Origin of the sequence: Dyella lutea (assembly GCF_024158035.1) — a bacterium.
Taxonomy (GTDB): domain Bacteria; phylum Pseudomonadota; class Gammaproteobacteria; order Xanthomonadales; family Rhodanobacteraceae; genus Dyella_A; species Dyella_A lutea.
On sequence record NZ_JAMZEK010000001.1, the window covers coordinates 138,026 to 154,573 of the forward strand.

The 16,548-nt window shown below is 68.5% G+C and carries 16 protein-coding genes; 8 read left to right on the forward strand and 8 right to left on the reverse strand.

The window, feature by feature from the left end; all coding sequences use genetic code 11:
* Positions 1 to 93 precede the first annotated feature (93 nt).
* Both aceB and aceA read left to right on the forward strand, forming a co-directional pair.
* A complete protein-coding gene (gene aceB / locus NC595_RS00630) occupies positions 94 to 1,686 on the forward strand; it encodes a malate synthase A (protein ID WP_253564200.1) in 1,593 nt (530 codons plus the stop codon).
* A 40-nt stretch (positions 1,687 to 1,726) separates the two neighbouring features.
* Positions 1,727 to 3,016, forward strand: a complete 1,290-nt coding sequence (aceA, locus tag NC595_RS00635; protein WP_253564201.1) for an isocitrate lyase — start codon at positions 1,727 to 1,729, stop codon at positions 3,014 to 3,016.
* Positions 3,017 to 3,069: 53 nt separating this feature from the next.
* On the opposite strand, the gene NC595_RS00640 is transcribed toward aceA, so the two are convergent.
* The 3 genes from NC595_RS00640 to NC595_RS00650 all read right to left on the reverse strand — a co-directional run bounded on the left by NC595_RS00640 (position 3,070) and on the right by NC595_RS00650 (position 6,996).
* Positions 3,070 to 4,866, reverse strand: coding sequence for a cation:proton antiporter (locus NC595_RS00640; RefSeq protein WP_253564202.1), 1,797 nt, complete (start codon positions 4,864 to 4,866; stop codon positions 3,070 to 3,072).
* Between the two features lie 224 nt (positions 4,867 to 5,090).
* Entirely contained in the window at positions 5,091 to 6,596 is a 1,506-nt protein-coding gene (locus NC595_RS00645; RefSeq protein WP_253564203.1) for a YifB family Mg chelatase-like AAA ATPase, read from the reverse strand.
* Between the two features lie 142 nt (positions 6,597 to 6,738).
* Positions 6,739 to 6,996, reverse strand: a complete 258-nt coding sequence (locus NC595_RS00650; RefSeq protein ID WP_253564204.1) for an accessory factor UbiK family protein — start codon at positions 6,994 to 6,996, stop codon at positions 6,739 to 6,741.
* A 189-nt stretch (positions 6,997 to 7,185) separates the two neighbouring features.
* On the opposite strand from NC595_RS00650, the gene glnK reads away from it, so the two are divergent.
* Positions 7,186 to 7,524 carry a P-II family nitrogen regulator gene (gene glnK, locus NC595_RS00655; RefSeq protein ID WP_017463314.1) on the forward strand — a complete coding sequence of 113 codons (339 nt, stop codon included), beginning with the start codon at positions 7,186 to 7,188 and terminating at the stop codon, positions 7,522 to 7,524.
* Positions 7,525 to 7,531: 7 nt separating this feature from the next.
* Here glnK and NC595_RS00660 read toward each other — a convergent pair whose 3' ends face one another.
* Complete coding sequence (locus tag NC595_RS00660) at positions 7,532 to 8,068, reverse strand: CcdC protein domain-containing protein (protein ID WP_253564205.1); 537 nt, start codon at positions 8,066 to 8,068, stop codon at positions 7,532 to 7,534.
* Between the two features lie 108 nt (positions 8,069 to 8,176).
* Complete coding sequence (gpmA, locus tag NC595_RS00665; RefSeq protein WP_253564206.1) at positions 8,177 to 8,920, reverse strand: 2,3-diphosphoglycerate-dependent phosphoglycerate mutase; 744 nt, start codon at positions 8,918 to 8,920, stop codon at positions 8,177 to 8,179.
* 176 nt (positions 8,921 to 9,096) lie between these two features.
* Here gpmA and NC595_RS00670 point away from each other — a divergent pair, with 176 nt between their 5' ends.
* A complete protein-coding gene (locus NC595_RS00670) occupies positions 9,097 to 9,759 on the forward strand; it encodes a DUF4097 family beta strand repeat-containing protein (RefSeq protein WP_253564207.1) in 663 nt (220 codons plus the stop codon).
* A gap of 90 nt (positions 9,760 to 9,849) precedes the next feature.
* Here the strand turns inward: NC595_RS00670 and hemF are convergent, their stop codons facing one another.
* Both hemF and NC595_RS00680 read right to left on the reverse strand, forming a co-directional pair.
* Positions 9,850 to 10,752: an oxygen-dependent coproporphyrinogen oxidase gene (gene hemF / locus NC595_RS00675; protein WP_253564208.1), complete on the reverse strand. Its 903-nt coding sequence runs from the start codon at positions 10,750 to 10,752 to the stop codon at positions 9,850 to 9,852.
* 52 nt (positions 10,753 to 10,804) lie between these two features.
* Positions 10,805 to 11,506: a YdcF family protein gene (locus NC595_RS00680; protein ID WP_253564209.1), complete on the reverse strand. Its 702-nt coding sequence runs from the start codon at positions 11,504 to 11,506 to the stop codon at positions 10,805 to 10,807.
* Between the two features lie 114 nt (positions 11,507 to 11,620).
* On the opposite strand from NC595_RS00680, the gene NC595_RS00685 reads away from it, so the two are divergent.
* The 4 genes from NC595_RS00685 (at position 11,621) to NC595_RS00700 (ending at position 16,021) form a co-directional block, all read left to right on the forward strand.
* Positions 11,621 to 12,826 carry a beta-ketoacyl-[acyl-carrier-protein] synthase family protein gene (locus NC595_RS00685; protein WP_253564210.1) on the forward strand — a complete coding sequence of 402 codons (1,206 nt, stop codon included), beginning with the start codon at positions 11,621 to 11,623 and terminating at the stop codon, positions 12,824 to 12,826.
* Positions 12,823 to 13,617 (forward strand): beta-ketoacyl synthase chain length factor, encoded by a 795-nt coding sequence (locus NC595_RS00690; protein WP_253564211.1) that lies wholly within the window; start codon positions 12,823 to 12,825, stop codon positions 13,615 to 13,617. The genes NC595_RS00685 and NC595_RS00690 overlap by 4 nt, the downstream gene beginning before the upstream one ends.
* Positions 13,614 to 14,360, forward strand: a complete 747-nt coding sequence (locus NC595_RS00695) for a glycosyltransferase family 2 protein (RefSeq protein WP_253564212.1) — start codon at positions 13,614 to 13,616, stop codon at positions 14,358 to 14,360. Before NC595_RS00690 ends, NC595_RS00695 begins: the two co-directional genes overlap by 4 nt.
* A 71-nt stretch (positions 14,361 to 14,431) precedes the next feature.
* The gene (locus NC595_RS00700; protein WP_253564213.1) at positions 14,432 to 16,021 is read left to right on the forward strand and encodes an NAD(P)/FAD-dependent oxidoreductase; all 1,590 of its coding nucleotides are present in this window, start codon (positions 14,432 to 14,434) and stop codon (positions 16,019 to 16,021) included.
* Between the two features lie 17 nt (positions 16,022 to 16,038).
* On the opposite strand, the gene NC595_RS00705 is transcribed toward NC595_RS00700, so the two are convergent.
* The gene (locus NC595_RS00705; RefSeq protein ID WP_253564214.1) at positions 16,039 to 16,485 is read right to left on the reverse strand and encodes a hotdog family protein; all 447 of its coding nucleotides are present in this window, start codon (positions 16,483 to 16,485) and stop codon (positions 16,039 to 16,041) included.
* Positions 16,486 to 16,548 lie beyond the last annotated feature (63 nt).

Sequence of the window (16,548 nt, forward strand, 5' to 3'; positions counted from 1 at the left end):
ATTTTGTCAAAGACAAAAATTGAAACATTTGCTTTGTCAAAGCTAGATGCCAAGGCCTAGTTTGGCGCCCCACCCAAGGCGGAGCGCAATCCCATGGCCGTACCCCAGGAACGCCTGCAGCCGATCCAGGCGCAGATCCACGCCGACACCACCGGTTACGAGGACATCCTCACCCCGGACGCGCTGGCCTTCCTCGCCCGGCTGCACGATGCGGCCGAAGCACGCCGCCAGCAACTGCTGAGGGCGCGGCACGAGCGCCAGGCCCGCTACGACGCCGGCTGCCTGCCGAATTTCCGCAGCGACACCCGTGCCATCCGCGAGGGCGACTGGCGCGTGGCACCGATCCCCGACGCCCTGAGGGACCGCCGTGTGGAGATCACCGGGCCGGTCGAGCGCAAGATGATCATCAACGCCCTGAACTCCGGCGCAAAGGTGTTCATGGCCGACTTCGAGGATTCCTCGGCGCCGAGCTTCCGCAACCAGCTCGATGGCCAGATCAACCTGCGCGACGCGGTGGCCGGCACCATCGAGTACACCTCGCCCGAGGGCAAGCGCTACCGGCTGGCCGAGCAAACCGCGGTGCTGGTGGTCCGCCCGCGCGGCTGGCACCTCCCCGAACGGCACGTCACGGTCAACGGCCAGATCATGGCCGGCGCGCTGGTCGACTTCGGGCTGTTCGCCTACCACAACGCCCACCTCTTGCATGCGATGCAGCGCGGTCCGTACTTCTACCTGCCCAAGCTGGAGGCGATGGAAGAAGCCGCGCTGTGGGACGAGGTGATGGCGCTGGCCGAGGCCGAGCTGGACCTGCCGGCCGGCTGCATGAAAGCCACCGTGCTGATCGAGACGCTGCCGGCCGTGTTCCAGATGCACGAGATCCTGCATGCACTTCGCCATCGCGTGGTCGGCCTGAACTGCGGCCGCTGGGATTACATCTTCTCGTACCTGAAGACCCTGCGCGGCCATCGCGACCGCCTGCTGCCCGAGCGCGGCCAGGTGCAGATGACGGTGCCATTCCTGAAGGCCTACTCCGAGCTGCTGATCCAGACCTGCCATCGCCGCGGAGCATTCGCAATGGGCGGCATGGCCGCACAGATCCCGATCAAGGGCGACGAGGCGGCGAACGAGGCGGCGATGGCGAAGGTCCGCGCCGACAAGCTGCGCGAGGTGACCGCAGGCCACGACGGCACCTGGGTGGCGCACCCGGCACTGGTGCCGGTGGCGAAAGCGATCTTCGACGAGCACATGCCCACGCCGAACCAGCTCGACCGACTGCGCGAGGACGTCTGCGTGAGTCGAGACCAGTTGCTCGCGCCCTGCGCCGGCTCGATCAGCCGCGAGGGTTTCGACAACAACGTCGAGGTAGCCCTGCGCTATACCGCGGCCTGGCTCGATGGCCTGGGCTGCGTGCCGATCCACCACCTGATGGAAGACGCTGCCACCGCCGAGATCGCCCGCGCCCAGCTGTGGCAGTGGCTGCACCACGGCGGCGTCGAGTTCACCGACCACGCACCGATCGATTTCGCCCTTTTCGACCAGGTGCTGGCCAAGCACACGCACCGGCTGCGCGAAAGCACGCATCCGGGCGCCGACAAGGCCGATGCTGCCGCCGACCTGCTGTCGGCACTGACCCACGACGACCAGCTCGCCGACTTCCTGACCCTGCCTGCGTACGAACAGCTCTGACCGACGCACCAAAGCACGTATCTGCTACCCGGAGTCCATCATGAAGAACACCCTGCCCGCCGCCGATCAGATCAAGCTCGACTGGAGCAACAACCCGCGCTGGAGTGGTATCCGGCGCAACTACAGCGCCGAGGACGTGGCGCGCCTGCGCGGCACGGTCGGCATCGAGCACACGCTGGCCAGGCGCGGCGCGGAGCGCCTGTGGAAGTCGCTGCACAGCGAAGATTTCGTCAACGCGCTGGGCGCACTCACCGGCAACCAGGCGATGCAGCAGGTCAAGGCCGGCCTGCAGGCGATCTACCTCTCCGGCTGGCAGGTCGCGGCCGACGCCAACCTGGCCGGCGAGATGTATCCGGACCAGTCGCTGTATCCGGCCAACTCGGTGCCGCAGGTGGTCAAGCGCATCAACAACACCCTGCTGCGCGCCGACCAGCTGCACCATGCCGAAGGCAACGACGGCACCGACTGGATGGTGCCGATCGTGGCCGACGCCGAGGCCGGCTTCGGCGGCGTGCTCAACGCGTTCGAGCTGATGAAGGCGATGATCGAGGCCGGTGCCGCCGGCGTGCACTTCGAGGACCAGCTGGCCTCGGTGAAGAAGTGCGGCCACATGGGCGGCAAGGTGCTGGTGCCGACCCGCGAGGCGGTCGACAAGCTCAACGCCGCGCGCCTCGCCGCCGACGTGATGGGCGTGCCGACGCTGATCGTCGCCCGCACCGACGCCGATGCCGCCGACCTGCTCACCTCCGACATCGACCCGAACGACAAGCCGTTCATTACCGGCGAGCGCACGGTCGAGGGCTTCTTCCGGGTCAAGCCCGGACTGGACCAGGCGATCAGCCGCGGCCTCGCCTATGCGCCGTACGCCGACCTGATCTGGTGCGAGACCAGCAAGCCGAACCTGGAGGACGCGCGCAGGTTCGCCGAGGCGATCCACGCGAAGTTCCCGGGCAAGCTGCTGGCCTACAACTGCTCGCCCAGCTTCAACTGGAAGAAGAACCTGGACGACGCCACCATCGCGAAGTTCCAGAAGGAACTCGGCGCGATGGGCTACAAGTTCCAGTTCATCACCCTGGCCGGCTTCCACAGCCTCAACTACGGCATGTTCGACCTGGCCCACGGCTACGCGCGTCGCCAGATGAGCGCCTTCGTCGAGCTGCAGGAAAAGGAATTCGCCGCCGCCGAGCGCGGCTTCACCGCGGTCAAGCACCAGCGCGAGGTCGGTACCGGCTACTTCGACCAGGTGACCCAGGCGATCCAGCAGGGCCAGTCCTCGACCACGGCACTGACCGGTTCGACCGAAGAAGCGCAGTTCACTCACGCGGCGTGATTCCCCGGGAGCGTTGCTGAAAAAGAGCGCGAGCGTTAGGCCCGCGCTCTTTTTCACGCCTCCGCGGCGGCGGCCGGGGGCACCAGGGCAATCACCGTCCAGCCGGGCCGGGGCTCCAGCTCGCGCTTGGCCGAAGCCACCCGCAATGCCCCTTTCTCCTCGATGCCGAACAGCAGGATCGAGGTCGAGCCGTATTGCTCCACGAAATGCGGCCAGTCGAAAGTTGCCGTAAGGCGCGTCGACTTGACCCTCCACCCCTGCGCCAGCAGATCGGCGAAGCGGCCATGGGTCATGCCCTCCTCGAACAGCGGCGGAGCAAGCAGGCTGTCGGCCAGTGCGGCGCGCCCGGTCGTCTCGTCCGGCCCAAGGTTACGCAGCCGATAGACCTTGCCGCGACCGAACTCCTCGCGGTAGTGCAGGCATGCGAGCGAGTTGCGCTCGCGGTGCGTCGACATCGCCAGCAAGCGGCCGATGCCGGCGAGTTCCAGATGGCGGTCGGCATGGGAGGAGACCGGATTGCCGAAGAACGTGGCCAAGCCATCCATCCTGGCGCGACGGATACCCTCCCAGTCGTCGTCGGCCAGCACCACGCGGATCCCTCCATCGTGCAAGGCCTTGGCCACCGCACGGGGCACTTCGTCGGCACCGAACACCAGCACGCCGCGCGGCTCGGGCTCGGCCAGGCCGAGCCAACGCGCCAGCGGCCGCGCCGTCGCACCCTGGAGTACCACGGTGCCGATGATCAGGATGAACACCAGCGGCACCAGTGCATCCGCTCCGCGCATGCCCAGTGCATCCAACCGCAGGGCGAACAGCGCCGAGACCGCCGCTGCAACGATGCCGCGCGGTGCGACCCAGGCGATCAGCGCGCGTTCCCGCCAGCCCAGCGAACTGCCGGCAGTCGCAATCACCACGGACAGCGGACGGATCAGCACCTGCGACACCAGCAGGATGCCGATACCCGCCATCAGCATGCCGGACGGCAATGGCCAGGGCAGGCGAGCAGCCAGCAGGATGAACAGGCTGGACACCAGCAACGTGGTCAGGTGTTCCTTGAAGTCGAGGATGTCATCGACGTGCAGATTGCGCATGTTGCCCAGCGCGACCCCCATGATGGTGACCGCCAGCAGGCCCGACTCGTGCGCAAGGGCGTTGGACAGGCTGAAAGTCAGCAGCACGGCTGCAAGCGTGCCGAAGTTCTGCAGGTATTCGGGGATCATCTGGCGACGCAGGAGCTGGCCCAGCACAAGCGCCGCCACCGTGCCGGCAACCGCGCCGCTGCCGATGGTGGCGAGAAACACGCCGATGGTGTGTCCCTGCTCGCGCGAAACGATCGCCTCATAGATCAGCACCGCGAACAGCGCCCCCAGCGGATCGATCACGATGCCCTCCCAGCGCAGCGTGCTGGCGATGCGGGCGTTGGGGCGCAAGGTGCGCAGCATCGGCGCGATCACCGTCGGCCCGGTCACGCAGGTCAATGCTCCAAACAGCAGGGCGATATCCCAGCTCAACCCCGCCAGCAGATGCGCTGCCGCTGCCAGCATCAGCAGGGCGGCAATGGCCCCGTAACTGACCAGCCCTCGCACCGCGCCACCGATCCCGCGCAACTCGCCGAAACGCAGGCTCAGGCTGCCCTCGAACAGGATCAGGGCGACCGCGAGCGACACGACGGGAAACAGCAGGGGGCCGAGCAGGCGGTCCGGATGCACCAGCTGCAATACCGGGCCGAACACGATGCCGGCCAGCAGCAGGAACACGATGGCGGGCAGTCGAACCCTCCAGGCCAGCCACTGGGCCGCGAAGCCAACCGCGAGCAGGGCGGTCAACAGGAGGCCGGGTTCCATCGTCATACGTGCTTCCTGTGCGCGTCCGGCGCCCTATCGGAGCACGGCACTCCGCGCGGCGTCCAGCGCGGAAACAGGCAAGGGGAGAAAGAATGGCCCCGGCATCGGGGGGAGGGGGGAGACCGATGCCGGGGCGCGGGGGTCGGGACATTTGCGAACCGACGGGTGCAGATAATAGACCGCCACGGCGGGAAGTCAATACTCCCGAGTTCAAGAATTGACGGTGGCCCCTAGAAGCGCCGGTATTGCAGGGCTTCGGCCAGGTGGGCCCGGTCCAGCAGTCCGGCACCGCCATCGAGGTCCGCGATGGTGCGCGCCACCCGCAGGGTGCGGTGATAGGCACGGGCCGAGAGCCCCAGGCGCTCCAGCGCCGACTCGAACCAACGCCGCTCGGCCGACCCGAGCGCGCAGTCGCGCTCGAGCTCGCGGGTGCTGATATCGGCATTGGGACGCCCGGCCCGCTGAAGCGCATGATCGCGGGCTCGAATCACCCGCTGGCGGACGGTCGCCGAGTCCTCGTCGTGTTCGCTCGGCGGTGCGCCCAAATCGGCCAGCGGCACGCGCGGAACCTCCACACTGAGGTCGATGCGGTCCAGCAGCGGCCCGGAGATTTTTCCGCGGTAGCGCTGGATCTGGTCGGGCGTGCAATGGCAGCGCTGGCGCGGGTCGCCCGCATACCCGCACGGGCACGGATTCATTGCCGCCACGAGCTGGAACTGGGCCGGAAAACTCGATTGCCGGGCAGCGCGGGAAATCATGATCTGGCCCGATTCGAGTGGCTCACGCAGGACATCGAGCACATGTCGGTTGAATTCCGGCAACTCGTCGAGAAACAGGACCCCATGGTGGGCCAGCGAGATCTCGCCCGGCCGCGGGTAGGAGCCACCGCCGACCAGCGCCACCGCCGAGGCCGTGTGGTGCGGCGCGCGGAACGGACGCCGTCGCCACTTCGACGGATCCACCGGCTGGCCGGTCACCGACAGCACGGCGCAAGTTTCCAGTGCCTCGACCTCGGTCAGCGGCGGCAGGATGCCCGGCAGCCGCTCGGCCAGCATGGTCTTGCCGGTCCCGGGCGGCCCCACCAGCAGCAGGTGGTGACCGCCGACAGCGGCGATCTCCAAGGCCCGGCGCGCCTGCAACTGGCCGCGTACGTCACTCATGTCCGGGCCGCGGCCGGGCTGGCCGGTATCCCCGGCCATCTCCGCCTGCGGCGGGGCAAGCGACGAAGCATCGTGCAGCCAGCTGCAGACCTCGGCCAGGCTGTCGGCCACCATTACATCGACATCTGGCACAAGCGCTGCCTCGGCTGCATTGGCCCTGGGGACCACCATGCGCCGGCCGCGAGCGCGGGCCCGCAACAGAGCGGGCACCACGCCCGAGACCCCGCGGATCGCCCCCGAAAGCGCCAACTCTCCGAGGAATTCACAGTCATCCAGCTTGTCGCGCGGCACCTGCCCGCCGGCGGCGAGAATGCCCAGGGCGATCGCCAGGTCGAAACGGCCTCCGTCCTTGGGCAGCTCGGCAGGCGCCAGGTTGACGGTGACCTTGCGGTCCGGATAGTTGAACGCGGTGTTCTGGATGGCCACCCGCACACGGTCCCGAGCCTCTCGCACGGCCGCCTCGGGGAGGCCAACGATATTGGTGCCCGGCAGGCCACCTGAGAGATGCACTTCGACCATCACCTGCGGCGCAGCCACCCCTTCCTGGGCACGGCTGAGGGTGACGGCCAGGCTCATGGGCGCGCGCAGGAACAGGAAGGGAGGACGCCAAAAGCGCGCATGCAAACCACTCCGACCTTTGGGGCGTAAATAACCGCCCCCGACCGTTCTCGGGGTGAGGGTGACAGGTCGGGGGCGGCTCCCGGGAGACTTTCCTGCTTCAGGAACCGCGCGAAGCGGCTATCGTCTCCAGATCGGCGACGCGCCTCTCCAGCTCTTCAACCTTGGCACGGGTACGTGCCAGCAGCTGACTCTGGACATCGAACTCTTCGCGGGTGACCAGATCAAGGCGGCGCAATCCGTGCGCCAGGACATCGCCGAAGTTGGTTCGCAGATCCTGATGCGCGTGCGCCAATCCTGGCGGTACCAACGAAACAAGTCGCAGGGCAAGTTGATCAATGTCCTGCCTGTCCATCATGGATGGCGCCTCGAACTCGTCGAAATGAAGTCTATGTAAACGTGCTTTGGGGGTGCCATCGGTGGGCTCCGTCGGAGTTTGTAGGCATTTTCCTACACAGCCCGATCGAGGGCGACACCGTGCCAAGGAGAGCGCAAAATGCCGGTCCGCGCAGCGAGGTCGCCTGCGCCTTCAGATCCGGGAGCATTCATGAAGCTGGTTTCGGCAGTCATCAAGCCCTTCAAGCTCGACGATGTGCGCGAGGCACTCGCCGACGTAGGTGTCCAGGGCATCACGGTGACCGAGGTGAAGGGGTTCGGTCGCCAGAAGGGCCACACCGAGCTCTACCGGGGGGCCGAGTACGTGGTCGACTTCCTGCCCAAGATCAAGCTGGAGGTGGCGGTCGCTGACGAGCAGCTCGAGCGCGTGGTCGAGGCGATCCAGAACGCCGCGCGCACCGGCAAGATCGGCGACGGCAAGATCTTCGTCAGCCCGCTGGACCAGGTGATCCGCATCCGTACCGGCGAACTGGACAACGACGCGCTGTAGGCACCTGCTACGGGGTTCGAGCGGCCGTCTGGGCCTGTTCGAAGCGACGGTGGTGCACCAGCAGGCCACTGAAGTAGGTGATGTAGTAGCCGATCAGAAGACCGAACACCAGCAGAGTCAGCGGACTGTTGCCGATCGGCGGCGGCGCCCCCGCACCTGTCTGCAGGTGCTCCATCTGCGGCATCACCACCAGAAAGCGCCAAGCCAGCCTGGCAACCAGTAGCGCGGTGAGCAGGCCGCCGATCCAGGGATTGGGGATGTAGCCGTCGCTACCGTCGGGACTGCGCTCGAAACGAGTCAGGCGAAGCCCGAACATGCCCAGCATGGCCCCCAGCACCGCACCTCCGGCCAGACCCTCCAGCAGCCGCGGGTTGAGCATTCCGCCGAGCGCCGCCAGCACCCCGATCACCGCAAACACGGCGATACGCGCGATCATCCGTCCCCGCCGGATCGGCTGACGTCCGAACTGACTGCGAACGCGGCGCCAGACCGCAAAGCCCAGCACGGGGACCATGATGGCAATGGGAGCGAGGTTCGGCGTCATGTCGGGCATCCGTGTCGATAACGGGACAAGACTAGCGAACGGCATCCACCTTGGCGACGTGCGGCTGACAGCCATCGCGGGTGACAGCCGTCACCCCGGCAGCAAGCCTTACTTCGCCTTGCCCTGGTTCGCCACGGCGGCCATCTTGGCGGCAATCGCCTCGGCGTCGCCCAGGTATTCGTGGCGGATCGGCCGCAGCTCGGCGTCGAACTCGTAGACCAGCGGAATGCCATTCGGGATGTTGACCTCGACGATCTTCTCGTCGGAGATGCCATCGAGATATTTCACCAGGGCCCGCATGGAGTTGCCGTGCGCCACCACCACGACGCGCTGGCCGCTGCGGATCGCCGGCGCCAGTACTTCGTGCCAGTACGGCAGGACGCGGGCGACGGTGTCCTTCAGGCACTCGGTGTCGGGGATCAGCGCCGGATCGAGCCCGGCATAGCGGGGATCGGAGAGCGCCTCGTTGTCGGCGCGCTCAAGCGCCGGCGGCGGGGTGTCGTAGCTGCGGCGCCAGATCTTCACCTGATCCTCGCCGTACTTCGCGGCGGTCTCGGCTTTGTTCAGGCCGGTCAGCGCGCCGTAGTGGCGCTCGTTGAGGCGCCAGTCGGTGACCACCGGAATCCACATCTGGTCCAGCGACTCCTGCACGCCCCACAGGGTGCGCACGGCGCGCTTGAGCACCGAGGTGTGCGCCACGTCGAAGCGGTAGCCGGCCTCTTTCAGCAGTGCGCCGGCCTCGCGCGCCTCGGCCACGCCCTGGGCGGTCAGGTCGACGTCGGCCCAGCCGCTGAAACGGTTGTCGAGGTTCCACTGGGACTGGCCGTGACGGATCAGGACGAGCTTGTGCATGGTGGGTTGGCGGTCGGCATGAAAGCCGAAATGGTGAAGCGCCCGGCCGCACCCGTCAAATCCGCCCCGTGCCGAAGGTCACGTAAACCGACCGGGCAGCGCGTGCATCAGAAACGGAGATCGACCCACGGCAGCGCACGCCACGTGCCAGCCCCCTTCCCGCCAAGGAGAACCCCATGCGCCGCACTGCACTCGCCCTCGCCCTCGCCCTCGCCCTCGCTCTCGCCGTGCCGCTGGCCGCGAGCGCCCAGGACAGCATCGACAAGGTCAACGGCAGTGTCCACGTGGAGGCCGGCCAGCAGGTCGGTGACGCCAGCACCGTCAACGGCTCGGTGCACGTCGAGGACGGCGCCTTGGTGCGCAAGGCCAGCACGGTCAACGGCTCGGTGGAGCTCGGCGACAAGGCGCAGGCCAGCGAAGTGGGCACGGTCAACGGTGCCGTCACGCTGGGCACGGGCGCCCGTGTCAGCGGCAAGATCGAGGCGGTCAACGGTGCCATCCGGCTAGCCAAGGACGCCGACGTCGGCGGACGGGTGTCCAACGTCAACGGTGCGATCTCGCTGGACGACGCCCACGTCGCCGGCGGCCTGGGCACGGTGAGCGGCGACATCACCGTCGGTGCCGATTCGCGCGTCGAGGGCGGCATCCTGGTCGACAAGCCCAGCGGCTGGTTCCACTGGAACAATCATCGCCCGCCCCACGTCGTGATCGGCCCGCACGCGGTGGTGCAGGGCACCCTGGAATTCCGCCGCGACGTCGTGCTGCAGGTCAGCGACAGCGCGCAGATCGGCCCGGTGAAGGGCGCCACGCCGGTGAAGTTCGGCGGCGATACGCCCTGAAAGGCGAGAAGTGAGCGAGGAGGAGTGAGGAGCGAGAGAGAGCGGCGATATGCCGAGCTTGGGCCTGCTCTCACTTCTCGCATCTGACTTTCACAGCCAGTCGCGTGGCTTCAGGTAGTCCGCCAGCCGCGCCTCGGCACTGCCCGGCTCGGGCTGGTAGGCGTACTCGAAGCGCACCTGCGGCGGCAGGCTCATCAGGATCGACTCGGTGCGCCCGCCCGACTGCAGCCCGAACAGGGTGCCGCGGTCGTAGACCAGGTTGAACTCCACGTAGCGACCGCGCCGGTACAGCTGGAACTGCCGCTCGCGCTCGCCGTAGGGCGTGTCGCGACGGCGTGCCACGATCGGCAGGTAGGCGTCGAGGAAGCCTTGGCCGACCGCCCGGGTGAATTCGAAGCAGCGCTCGAAACCGCCCTCGTTCAGATCGTCGTAGAACAGCCCGCCGACGCCGCGCGTCTCGCCGCGGTGCCTGAGGAAGAAGTACTCGTCGCACCAGCGCTTGTAGCGGGGATAGACGTCCTCGCCGAACGGTGTACACAGGTCGCGCGCCACCGTGTGCCAGTGCACCACGTCCTCGTCGAACGGGTAGAACGGGGTCAGGTCGAAGCCGCCGCCGAACCACCACACCGGCTCCACGCCAGGTTTGCTGGCCTCGAAGTAGCGCACGTTGGCGTGAGTAGTCGGCACATACGGATTCTTCGGGTGCAGCACCAGCGACACGCCGGTGGCGACGAAGCTGCCGCCGGCCAGTTCCGGCCGGTGTGCGGTGGCGCTGGGCGGCAGACGGTCACCATGCACGCGGGAGAAGTTCACCCCGGCCTGCTCGAACACCGCGCCGTCGCGCAGCACGCGGGTGCGCCCGCCGCCGCCGCCCTCGCGGGTCCAGGCGTCCTCGACGAAGCGCGCGCCGCCGTCGGCAGTCTCCACCGTTGAGCAGATGCGGTCCTGCAGCTCGCGCAGGAAAGCCTCGGCGCGTTCGGCCTGTTCGCTCATCGCTGGGTCACCTCTGCCGGCAAAGCAACGAAGTTTAGCAAGCCTGCCCGGGTCAACCGATGCGTGCGGCCATCCGCCGGTGTCCCACCAGACCGGCCCAGCGCATGCCCAGATCGATCCACATCAGGTAGGCCGACTCCAGCACCAGCAGGCGCAGCAGCCGGGGCGTGAGTCGCAGCCGGGGCTCGGCGGCCAGCGGCTGGCCATCGAAACCGAGCCGATGCGCCAGCCACCGGCAACGCGCCAGGTGGTATCGACTGGTCAGCAAGGCGACCGGCGGCAACCGGTGCGCAGGGTCGCCCGCACTGAGCAGCCGCCGCGCATGGCGAAGGTTTTCCAGCGAGTCGGTCGACTCGTGTTCCAGCTGCACCGGCATGTCCGGCGGCAGCCCGTGAAGAAGCAGCCAGCGGTGGCCGGCAGCCGCCTCGCTCACCTGTCCGCCGCTGAACCCGCCAAGCAACAGCAGGCGCTCGGCGCGCGCCGAGCGCGCCAGCTCCAGCGCGGCGGCCAGGCGCTGGCGGAAGTCCTCGCCTGGCTCGCCTCCCTCCAGTCGCTGACCGAACACCAGCACCACCATCGGCCACGGGACCTGGCGCGGGCTGCGCCAGGCGACGCGCCAGACGTGCGCCAGGTAACCGACGAAGACCAGCCCGCCGCTGAGCACCAGCGCGACCACACTGACGACGGCGGCGTGCCACACGTCGCGATCGGACAGATAACGGCGCGAACGCATCAGGGAGGGCACTGGAGACACGCAGGCAATCCGGGACCGGGAGCGGGAAAGTGTGCGCGGCCCGGCCTGCCCGGGCAATCCAGCAGCCCTTCCGCGCGGCTAGGCAAGTCTCGAGGGCGCAGCTAGGCTTTCGGGATGCCCGACCGGATAGCCCCCCTTGCCGTCTCGGCCTATACCGCCGCCTCGGCCCTCGGCCACGGTCTGACCGCGCACGCCCACGCGCTGGCACTCGGGACAAGCGGGTTGCGTCCGAACGACATCTCCAGCTCCCCGCTACCCTGCTGGATCGGCCGGGTCGAAGGCGTGGAAGACATGCCGCTACCCGCGCATCTGGCCGATTGGGAGTGCCGCAACAACCGACTGGCGTGGCTCGGACTGCGCCAGGACGGCTTCGTTGAGCGTGTCGGATCCGCCCGTGAGCGCTACGGCGCCCACCGCGTCGCACTGATGCTCGGCACCTCCACGTCCAGCATCGGCTCCACCGAGGAGGGCTACCGCCGACTTGACGCCGATGGCCGGCTGCCGGCCGATCTGCGTCGCCCCGACATCCACGCGCCGCACTCGCTGGTCGCCTTCGTGGCCGACGCACTGGACCTGAGAGGCCCCTGCCTCACCGTGTCCACCGCCTGCTCGTCCAGCGCCAAGGTGTTTGCCAGTGCCGAACGCCTTATCCGGCTGGGGCTCGTCGATGCAGCCGTGGTCGGCGGAGTGGACACGCTCTGCGACAGCGTGCTGTTCGGTTTCAACGCGTTGGAGCTGGTGTCGCCCGAACCTTGCCGGCCGTTCGATGCCGAACGCCGCGGCATCTCCATCGGCGAGGCGGCGGGATTCGCGCTGCTGGAGCGCGCGGACGCCGCACCGACTGCGCCCCGCCTGCTCGGATACGGCGAGGCCACCGATGCCCACCATATGTCCACGCCGCACCCGGAGGGCCTCGGCGCCGAGCTGGCCCTTCGCGACGCACTGGCCCGCGCCGGACTCGCCGCAAGCCAGGTCGACTACGTCAACCTGCACGGCACCGCCAGCCTGAAGAACGACGAGGTCGAAGCGGCGCTGCTCGGCCGCACCTTCGCCCCCCGCACCCGCGCCAGCTCGACCAAGGGACTGACCGGTCACACCCTGGGGGCGGCAGGTATCCTCGAGGCCGTGATCGCCCTGCTGGCCATGCGCGACGGCGTCGTACCCGGCAACGTCGGTATCCGCACGCCCGATCCGGCCTGCGGCCCGTCGTTCGCCTGGCAGACCGAGCGACGCGAGTTGCGGGTCGTGATGAGCAATTCGTTCGGGTTCGGCGGCAACAATGCCTGCCTGGTGTTCGCACGGAGCGAAACGGCGGCATGAGCACCTTGTACGCCGCGATCGAGGGGATCGGCCTGTGGGCGCCGCAGGCGACCGGCTTCGACGAGCTGGCCCGATGGCTCGCTGGATCGGCGGCACCCTCGTCCGGCGTGCGGCCTCCCGCGGCCGTGCTGCCGGCCAACGAGCGGCGGCGCGCTCCGGAGAGCGTGCTGCTGGCCGTCGAGGTTGCCGGACAGGCGCTGGCGATGAGTGGCCGGGACGCTGCCGAACTGGCCTGCGTTTTCACCTCGAGCCACGGCGACCAGGGCATCACCGACTACCTGTGCACCACGCTGGCGAAAACGCCGGCCGAGCTGTCGCCGACGAAATTCCACAATTCCGTGCACAACGCGCCGGCGGGATATTGGACCATCGCCACCGGTTGCCACGCCGCCTCCAGCGCAGTCTGTGCGCACCGGCAAAGCTTCGGGGCCGGCCTGCTGGAAGCGGCCAGCCTGATCGCCGCCGAGCGGCGGCCGGTGTTGCTGGTGTGCAGCGACGTCGCCTCGAGCGGTCCGTTGAGCGAGGTGACCGGCTGCACCCTGGCCTTCGGCGCGGCGCTGGTGCTGGCCCCGCCGCCCGGTTCGCAGGCCCTGGCGACACTCGGGTTGACGCTGACGCCCGAACCTTCGAGTCCACCTTCGTGGCCGGAGCCGTTGCCCGCCTGGCTGGCCGGCAATCCCTCTGCCGAGGCCTTGCGCCTGCTGGTTCCGCTGGCGCGTCGCGAGCCACTGGCGAGAGCCGATGCCGCCGCCTCGCTGGGACTGCGGATGGATCTGGAGTACCCCGCTTGAACCTGCCTCGCTGGTGCGTGCTGATCCCCTGCCTCAACGAGGAGAGGGCGATCGATGCGGTGGTGCGCTCGGTGCTGGCACTCGGTGCATCGGTGATCGTCATCGACGACGGTTCGAACGACCGCACGCCGGAGGTCGTTGCCGACCTGCCGGTCACGCTGATCCGGCACGACCAGCGCCGGGGCAAGGGCGAGGCGCTGCGCAGCGGCTTCCACGAGGCCATCCGCCAGGGATACGAGGCCGTGCTGACCATGGATGGCGACGGCCAGCACCTGGCCGCCGATATCCCGCGCATGCTCGCGGCAGCCGCACGGTTTCCGCGTCACATCGTGATCGGCGCGCGCCTGCTGGACCGCGCGCAGCAGCCGAAGGGCCGGCGCCGCGCCAACGCGGTGGCCGACTGGGGCATCTCCTGGGCATGCGCGCAGCCGATCGCCGATACCCAGAGCGGCCAGCGCTGGTATCCGCCCGAGGCTTTGACACTGGCCGGACTGCCGGCCGGGCACTTCGTGCTCGAGGCGGCCCTGCTGATTGCCGCCTGCCGCGAACGGGGGCTGGGTGTCGTCTCGGTGCCGATCGCTTCGCGCTACCACGGTGGCTTCCGGCGCAGTCACTTCCGGCCGGTACGCGACGTCACCCGCATCACCGCCTATACCATCGGGCGGGTGATCCACTATGGCCACATCGTGGCGAGCTACCGAGGCTCGCGCGAACGCCGGCCGCAGGTGCTCGACGACCTGTAGGTTCACACGCACTGAACCCGTAGCCCGCGAACGCCGTGCACAATCGGGATATCGCAACGGATGGAACGGGCATGGACGGCACGACGCACGACGCGGTGATTCTGGGCGGGGGGCTGGCCGGGCTGTGCCTGGCGCTGCAGCTGCAGGACGCCTGCCCCGACCTGGACGTGGTCGTACTCGAGCGCCGCGGGCACCCGGTGCCCGCCGCAGCACACAAGGTCGGTGAATCGACCGTGGAGATCGGCGCCCACTACCTCGCCGAGACGCTTGGTCTGCGCGATCATCTCGAACAGGCCCACCTGCGCAAGTTCGGCTTCCGCTTCTTTTTCTCGCATGGACGGGACGATCTGGACGCCGTTACCGAACTGGGCGTGCGCGAGGTGCTGCCGACGCCGAGCTACCAGATCGACCGCGGCATTTTCGAGAACCTGCTCGGCGAGGAGGCGCGCCGACGCGGCATCGCGTTTCGCGACGGCGTCAGCGTGCGATCGATCGAACTTGGTCAGGGCGATACGCCACACCGCGTGCTCTGCACCGGTGACGGCGAACCGTGGATGCAGGCGCGCTGGCTGCTCGATGCCTCCGGTCGTGCCGGCCTGCTGCGCCGCCAGCTCGACCTGACCCGCGACAACGGCCACCACGCCCATGCCGCCTGGTTCCGCCTCGACGACCGCATCGCCATCGACCAATGGAGCGATGACGCCGAATGGAGCGCCCGCTGCACCCCGCGCGAGCGCTGGCGATCGACCAATCACCTTTGCGGACCGGGCTACTGGTGCTGGCTGATTCCGCTGGCCTGCGGTGCGCACTCGGTCGGCATCGTGGTCGATGCCGCGATGCATCCGGTCGAATCGATCAACCGCTTCCCGCGCGCGCTGGACTGGCTGGCCAGGCACCAGCCCGCGCTGGCGCGGGAAGTGGCTGCGCGAGAGGACAGGCTGATGGACTTCGCCTTCTTCCGCGACTACTCCTACGGCTGTGCGCGCATGTTCAGCACCGACCGCTGGGCGCTCACCGGCGAGGCCGGCGCGTTCCTCGATCCGTTCTATTCGCCCGGCACCGACTTCATCGCCATCGCCAACACCTACATCACCGAACTGGTGCGGCAGGACCTTGCGGGCGAGCAGCTGGCACCGCGCGTGCGGCTGTACGAGCGGCTGTTCCAGTCCTTCTACGACTCGACCCTGGCGCTTTACCGCGGGCAATACCCGTTGCTCGGCGACGCCGAGGTGCTGCCAATCAAGGTGATCTGGGACTATGCCTATTACTGGGGCGTGCTGTGCCAACTGGCATTCCAGCGGAGGCTGACCGACGCGGCGCTGTTCGCCGAGCTGGGCCCGGAGCTGGAGCAGACCCGCGCCCTGAACGAGCGGATGCAGGCGTTCTTCGGCCGCTGGCATGCGCGCTCTCGCGGGCGCAATCCGCGCGCGATGCTCGACCAGCGCGAACTGCCCTGGTTCGCCGCGATGAACGCGACCCTGCACGACGTCCTGGACGACCGCGGCGTGCGCGCGCGCCTGCGCGACAACGTCGCCCTGCTGAGGGCACTGGCAACCACCATCGTCGAGCGCGCCGCGAGTTCCGTCGGCGACACGTTGCGCGAGGGCATGGACGACCTGGCCACGGCCGACCATCGCCCCGTGCTGTTCACGGCGGCCTGAGCGGCCGGGCGAAGGATTCAGCCGGGCGCCGGCTGTGACGGATGGATCACGGCGGCGCGCCCGCTGGCCAGCAACCGGCCGCCCTGCTCGACCCGGAACGCATACTGGGCGCCGGCATCATCGGCGTACAGGCACTCGGCATGCACGTCGACGCTGCCGGCGAGCGGATCGACGAACTCCACCGCGAGCAATACGTCGCGCAGGCTGACCAGCCGACCCGGCTTCACACCGTTGATGCCCTGCGCGCGATCGCGCAACGCGCCATGCACCGCCATCGCCTGTGCCCCGTATTCGGCCAGGTGCACCGCATGCAGCCCGGCCGCGGTGCGCAGCGGATGGTCCGGCAGCGCGTGGCTGCTGCTGCGCGCGTGGAGCGTCGTCGCATCCCAGGCCAGCACCGCATCGAGCAGACACATGCGGCCGGCATGCGGGATCAACGAAGCGAGATCAGTCTCGATGGGCATGGGGCGCCGTCAGCATGGGGAGGCAGACATGAAGGGTCACGCGCCGGCGCGTCACGGCTGGCA

What these genes read in the sequence shown, in the direction of transcription:
- aceB (WP_253564200.1), top strand. Translation starts at nt 94, where the DNA reads ATGGCCGTACCCCAGGAACGCCTGCAGCCGATCCAGGCGCAGATCCAC.
- aceA (WP_253564201.1), top strand. Translation starts at nt 1,727, where the DNA reads ATGAAGAACACCCTGCCCGCCGCCGATCAGATCAAGCTCGACTGGAGC.
- NC595_RS00640 (WP_253564202.1), bottom strand. Translation starts at nt 4,866, where the DNA reads ATGACGATGGAACCCGGCCTCCTGTTGACCGCCCTGCTCGCGGTTGGC.
- NC595_RS00645 (WP_253564203.1), bottom strand. Translation starts at nt 6,596, where the DNA reads ATGAGCCTGGCCGTCACCCTCAGCCGTGCCCAGGAAGGGGTGGCTGCG.
- NC595_RS00650 (WP_253564204.1), bottom strand. Translation starts at nt 6,996, where the DNA reads ATGATGGACAGGCAGGACATTGATCAACTTGCCCTGCGACTTGTTTCG.
- glnK (WP_017463314.1), top strand. Translation starts at nt 7,186, where the DNA reads ATGAAGCTGGTTTCGGCAGTCATCAAGCCCTTCAAGCTCGACGATGTG.
- NC595_RS00660 (WP_253564205.1), bottom strand. Translation starts at nt 8,068, where the DNA reads ATGACGCCGAACCTCGCTCCCATTGCCATCATGGTCCCCGTGCTGGGC.
- gpmA (WP_253564206.1), bottom strand. Translation starts at nt 8,920, where the DNA reads ATGCACAAGCTCGTCCTGATCCGTCACGGCCAGTCCCAGTGGAACCTC.
- NC595_RS00670 (WP_253564207.1), top strand. Translation starts at nt 9,097, where the DNA reads ATGCGCCGCACTGCACTCGCCCTCGCCCTCGCCCTCGCCCTCGCTCTC.
- hemF (WP_253564208.1), bottom strand. Translation starts at nt 10,752, where the DNA reads ATGAGCGAACAGGCCGAACGCGCCGAGGCTTTCCTGCGCGAGCTGCAG.
- NC595_RS00685 (WP_253564210.1), top strand. Translation starts at nt 11,621, where the DNA reads ATGCCCGACCGGATAGCCCCCCTTGCCGTCTCGGCCTATACCGCCGCC.
- NC595_RS00690 (WP_253564211.1), top strand. Translation starts at nt 12,823, where the DNA reads ATGAGCACCTTGTACGCCGCGATCGAGGGGATCGGCCTGTGGGCGCCG.
- NC595_RS00700 (WP_253564213.1), top strand. Translation starts at nt 14,432, where the DNA reads ATGGACGGCACGACGCACGACGCGGTGATTCTGGGCGGGGGGCTGGCC.
- NC595_RS00705 (WP_253564214.1), bottom strand. Translation starts at nt 16,485, where the DNA reads ATGCCCATCGAGACTGATCTCGCTTCGTTGATCCCGCATGCCGGCCGC.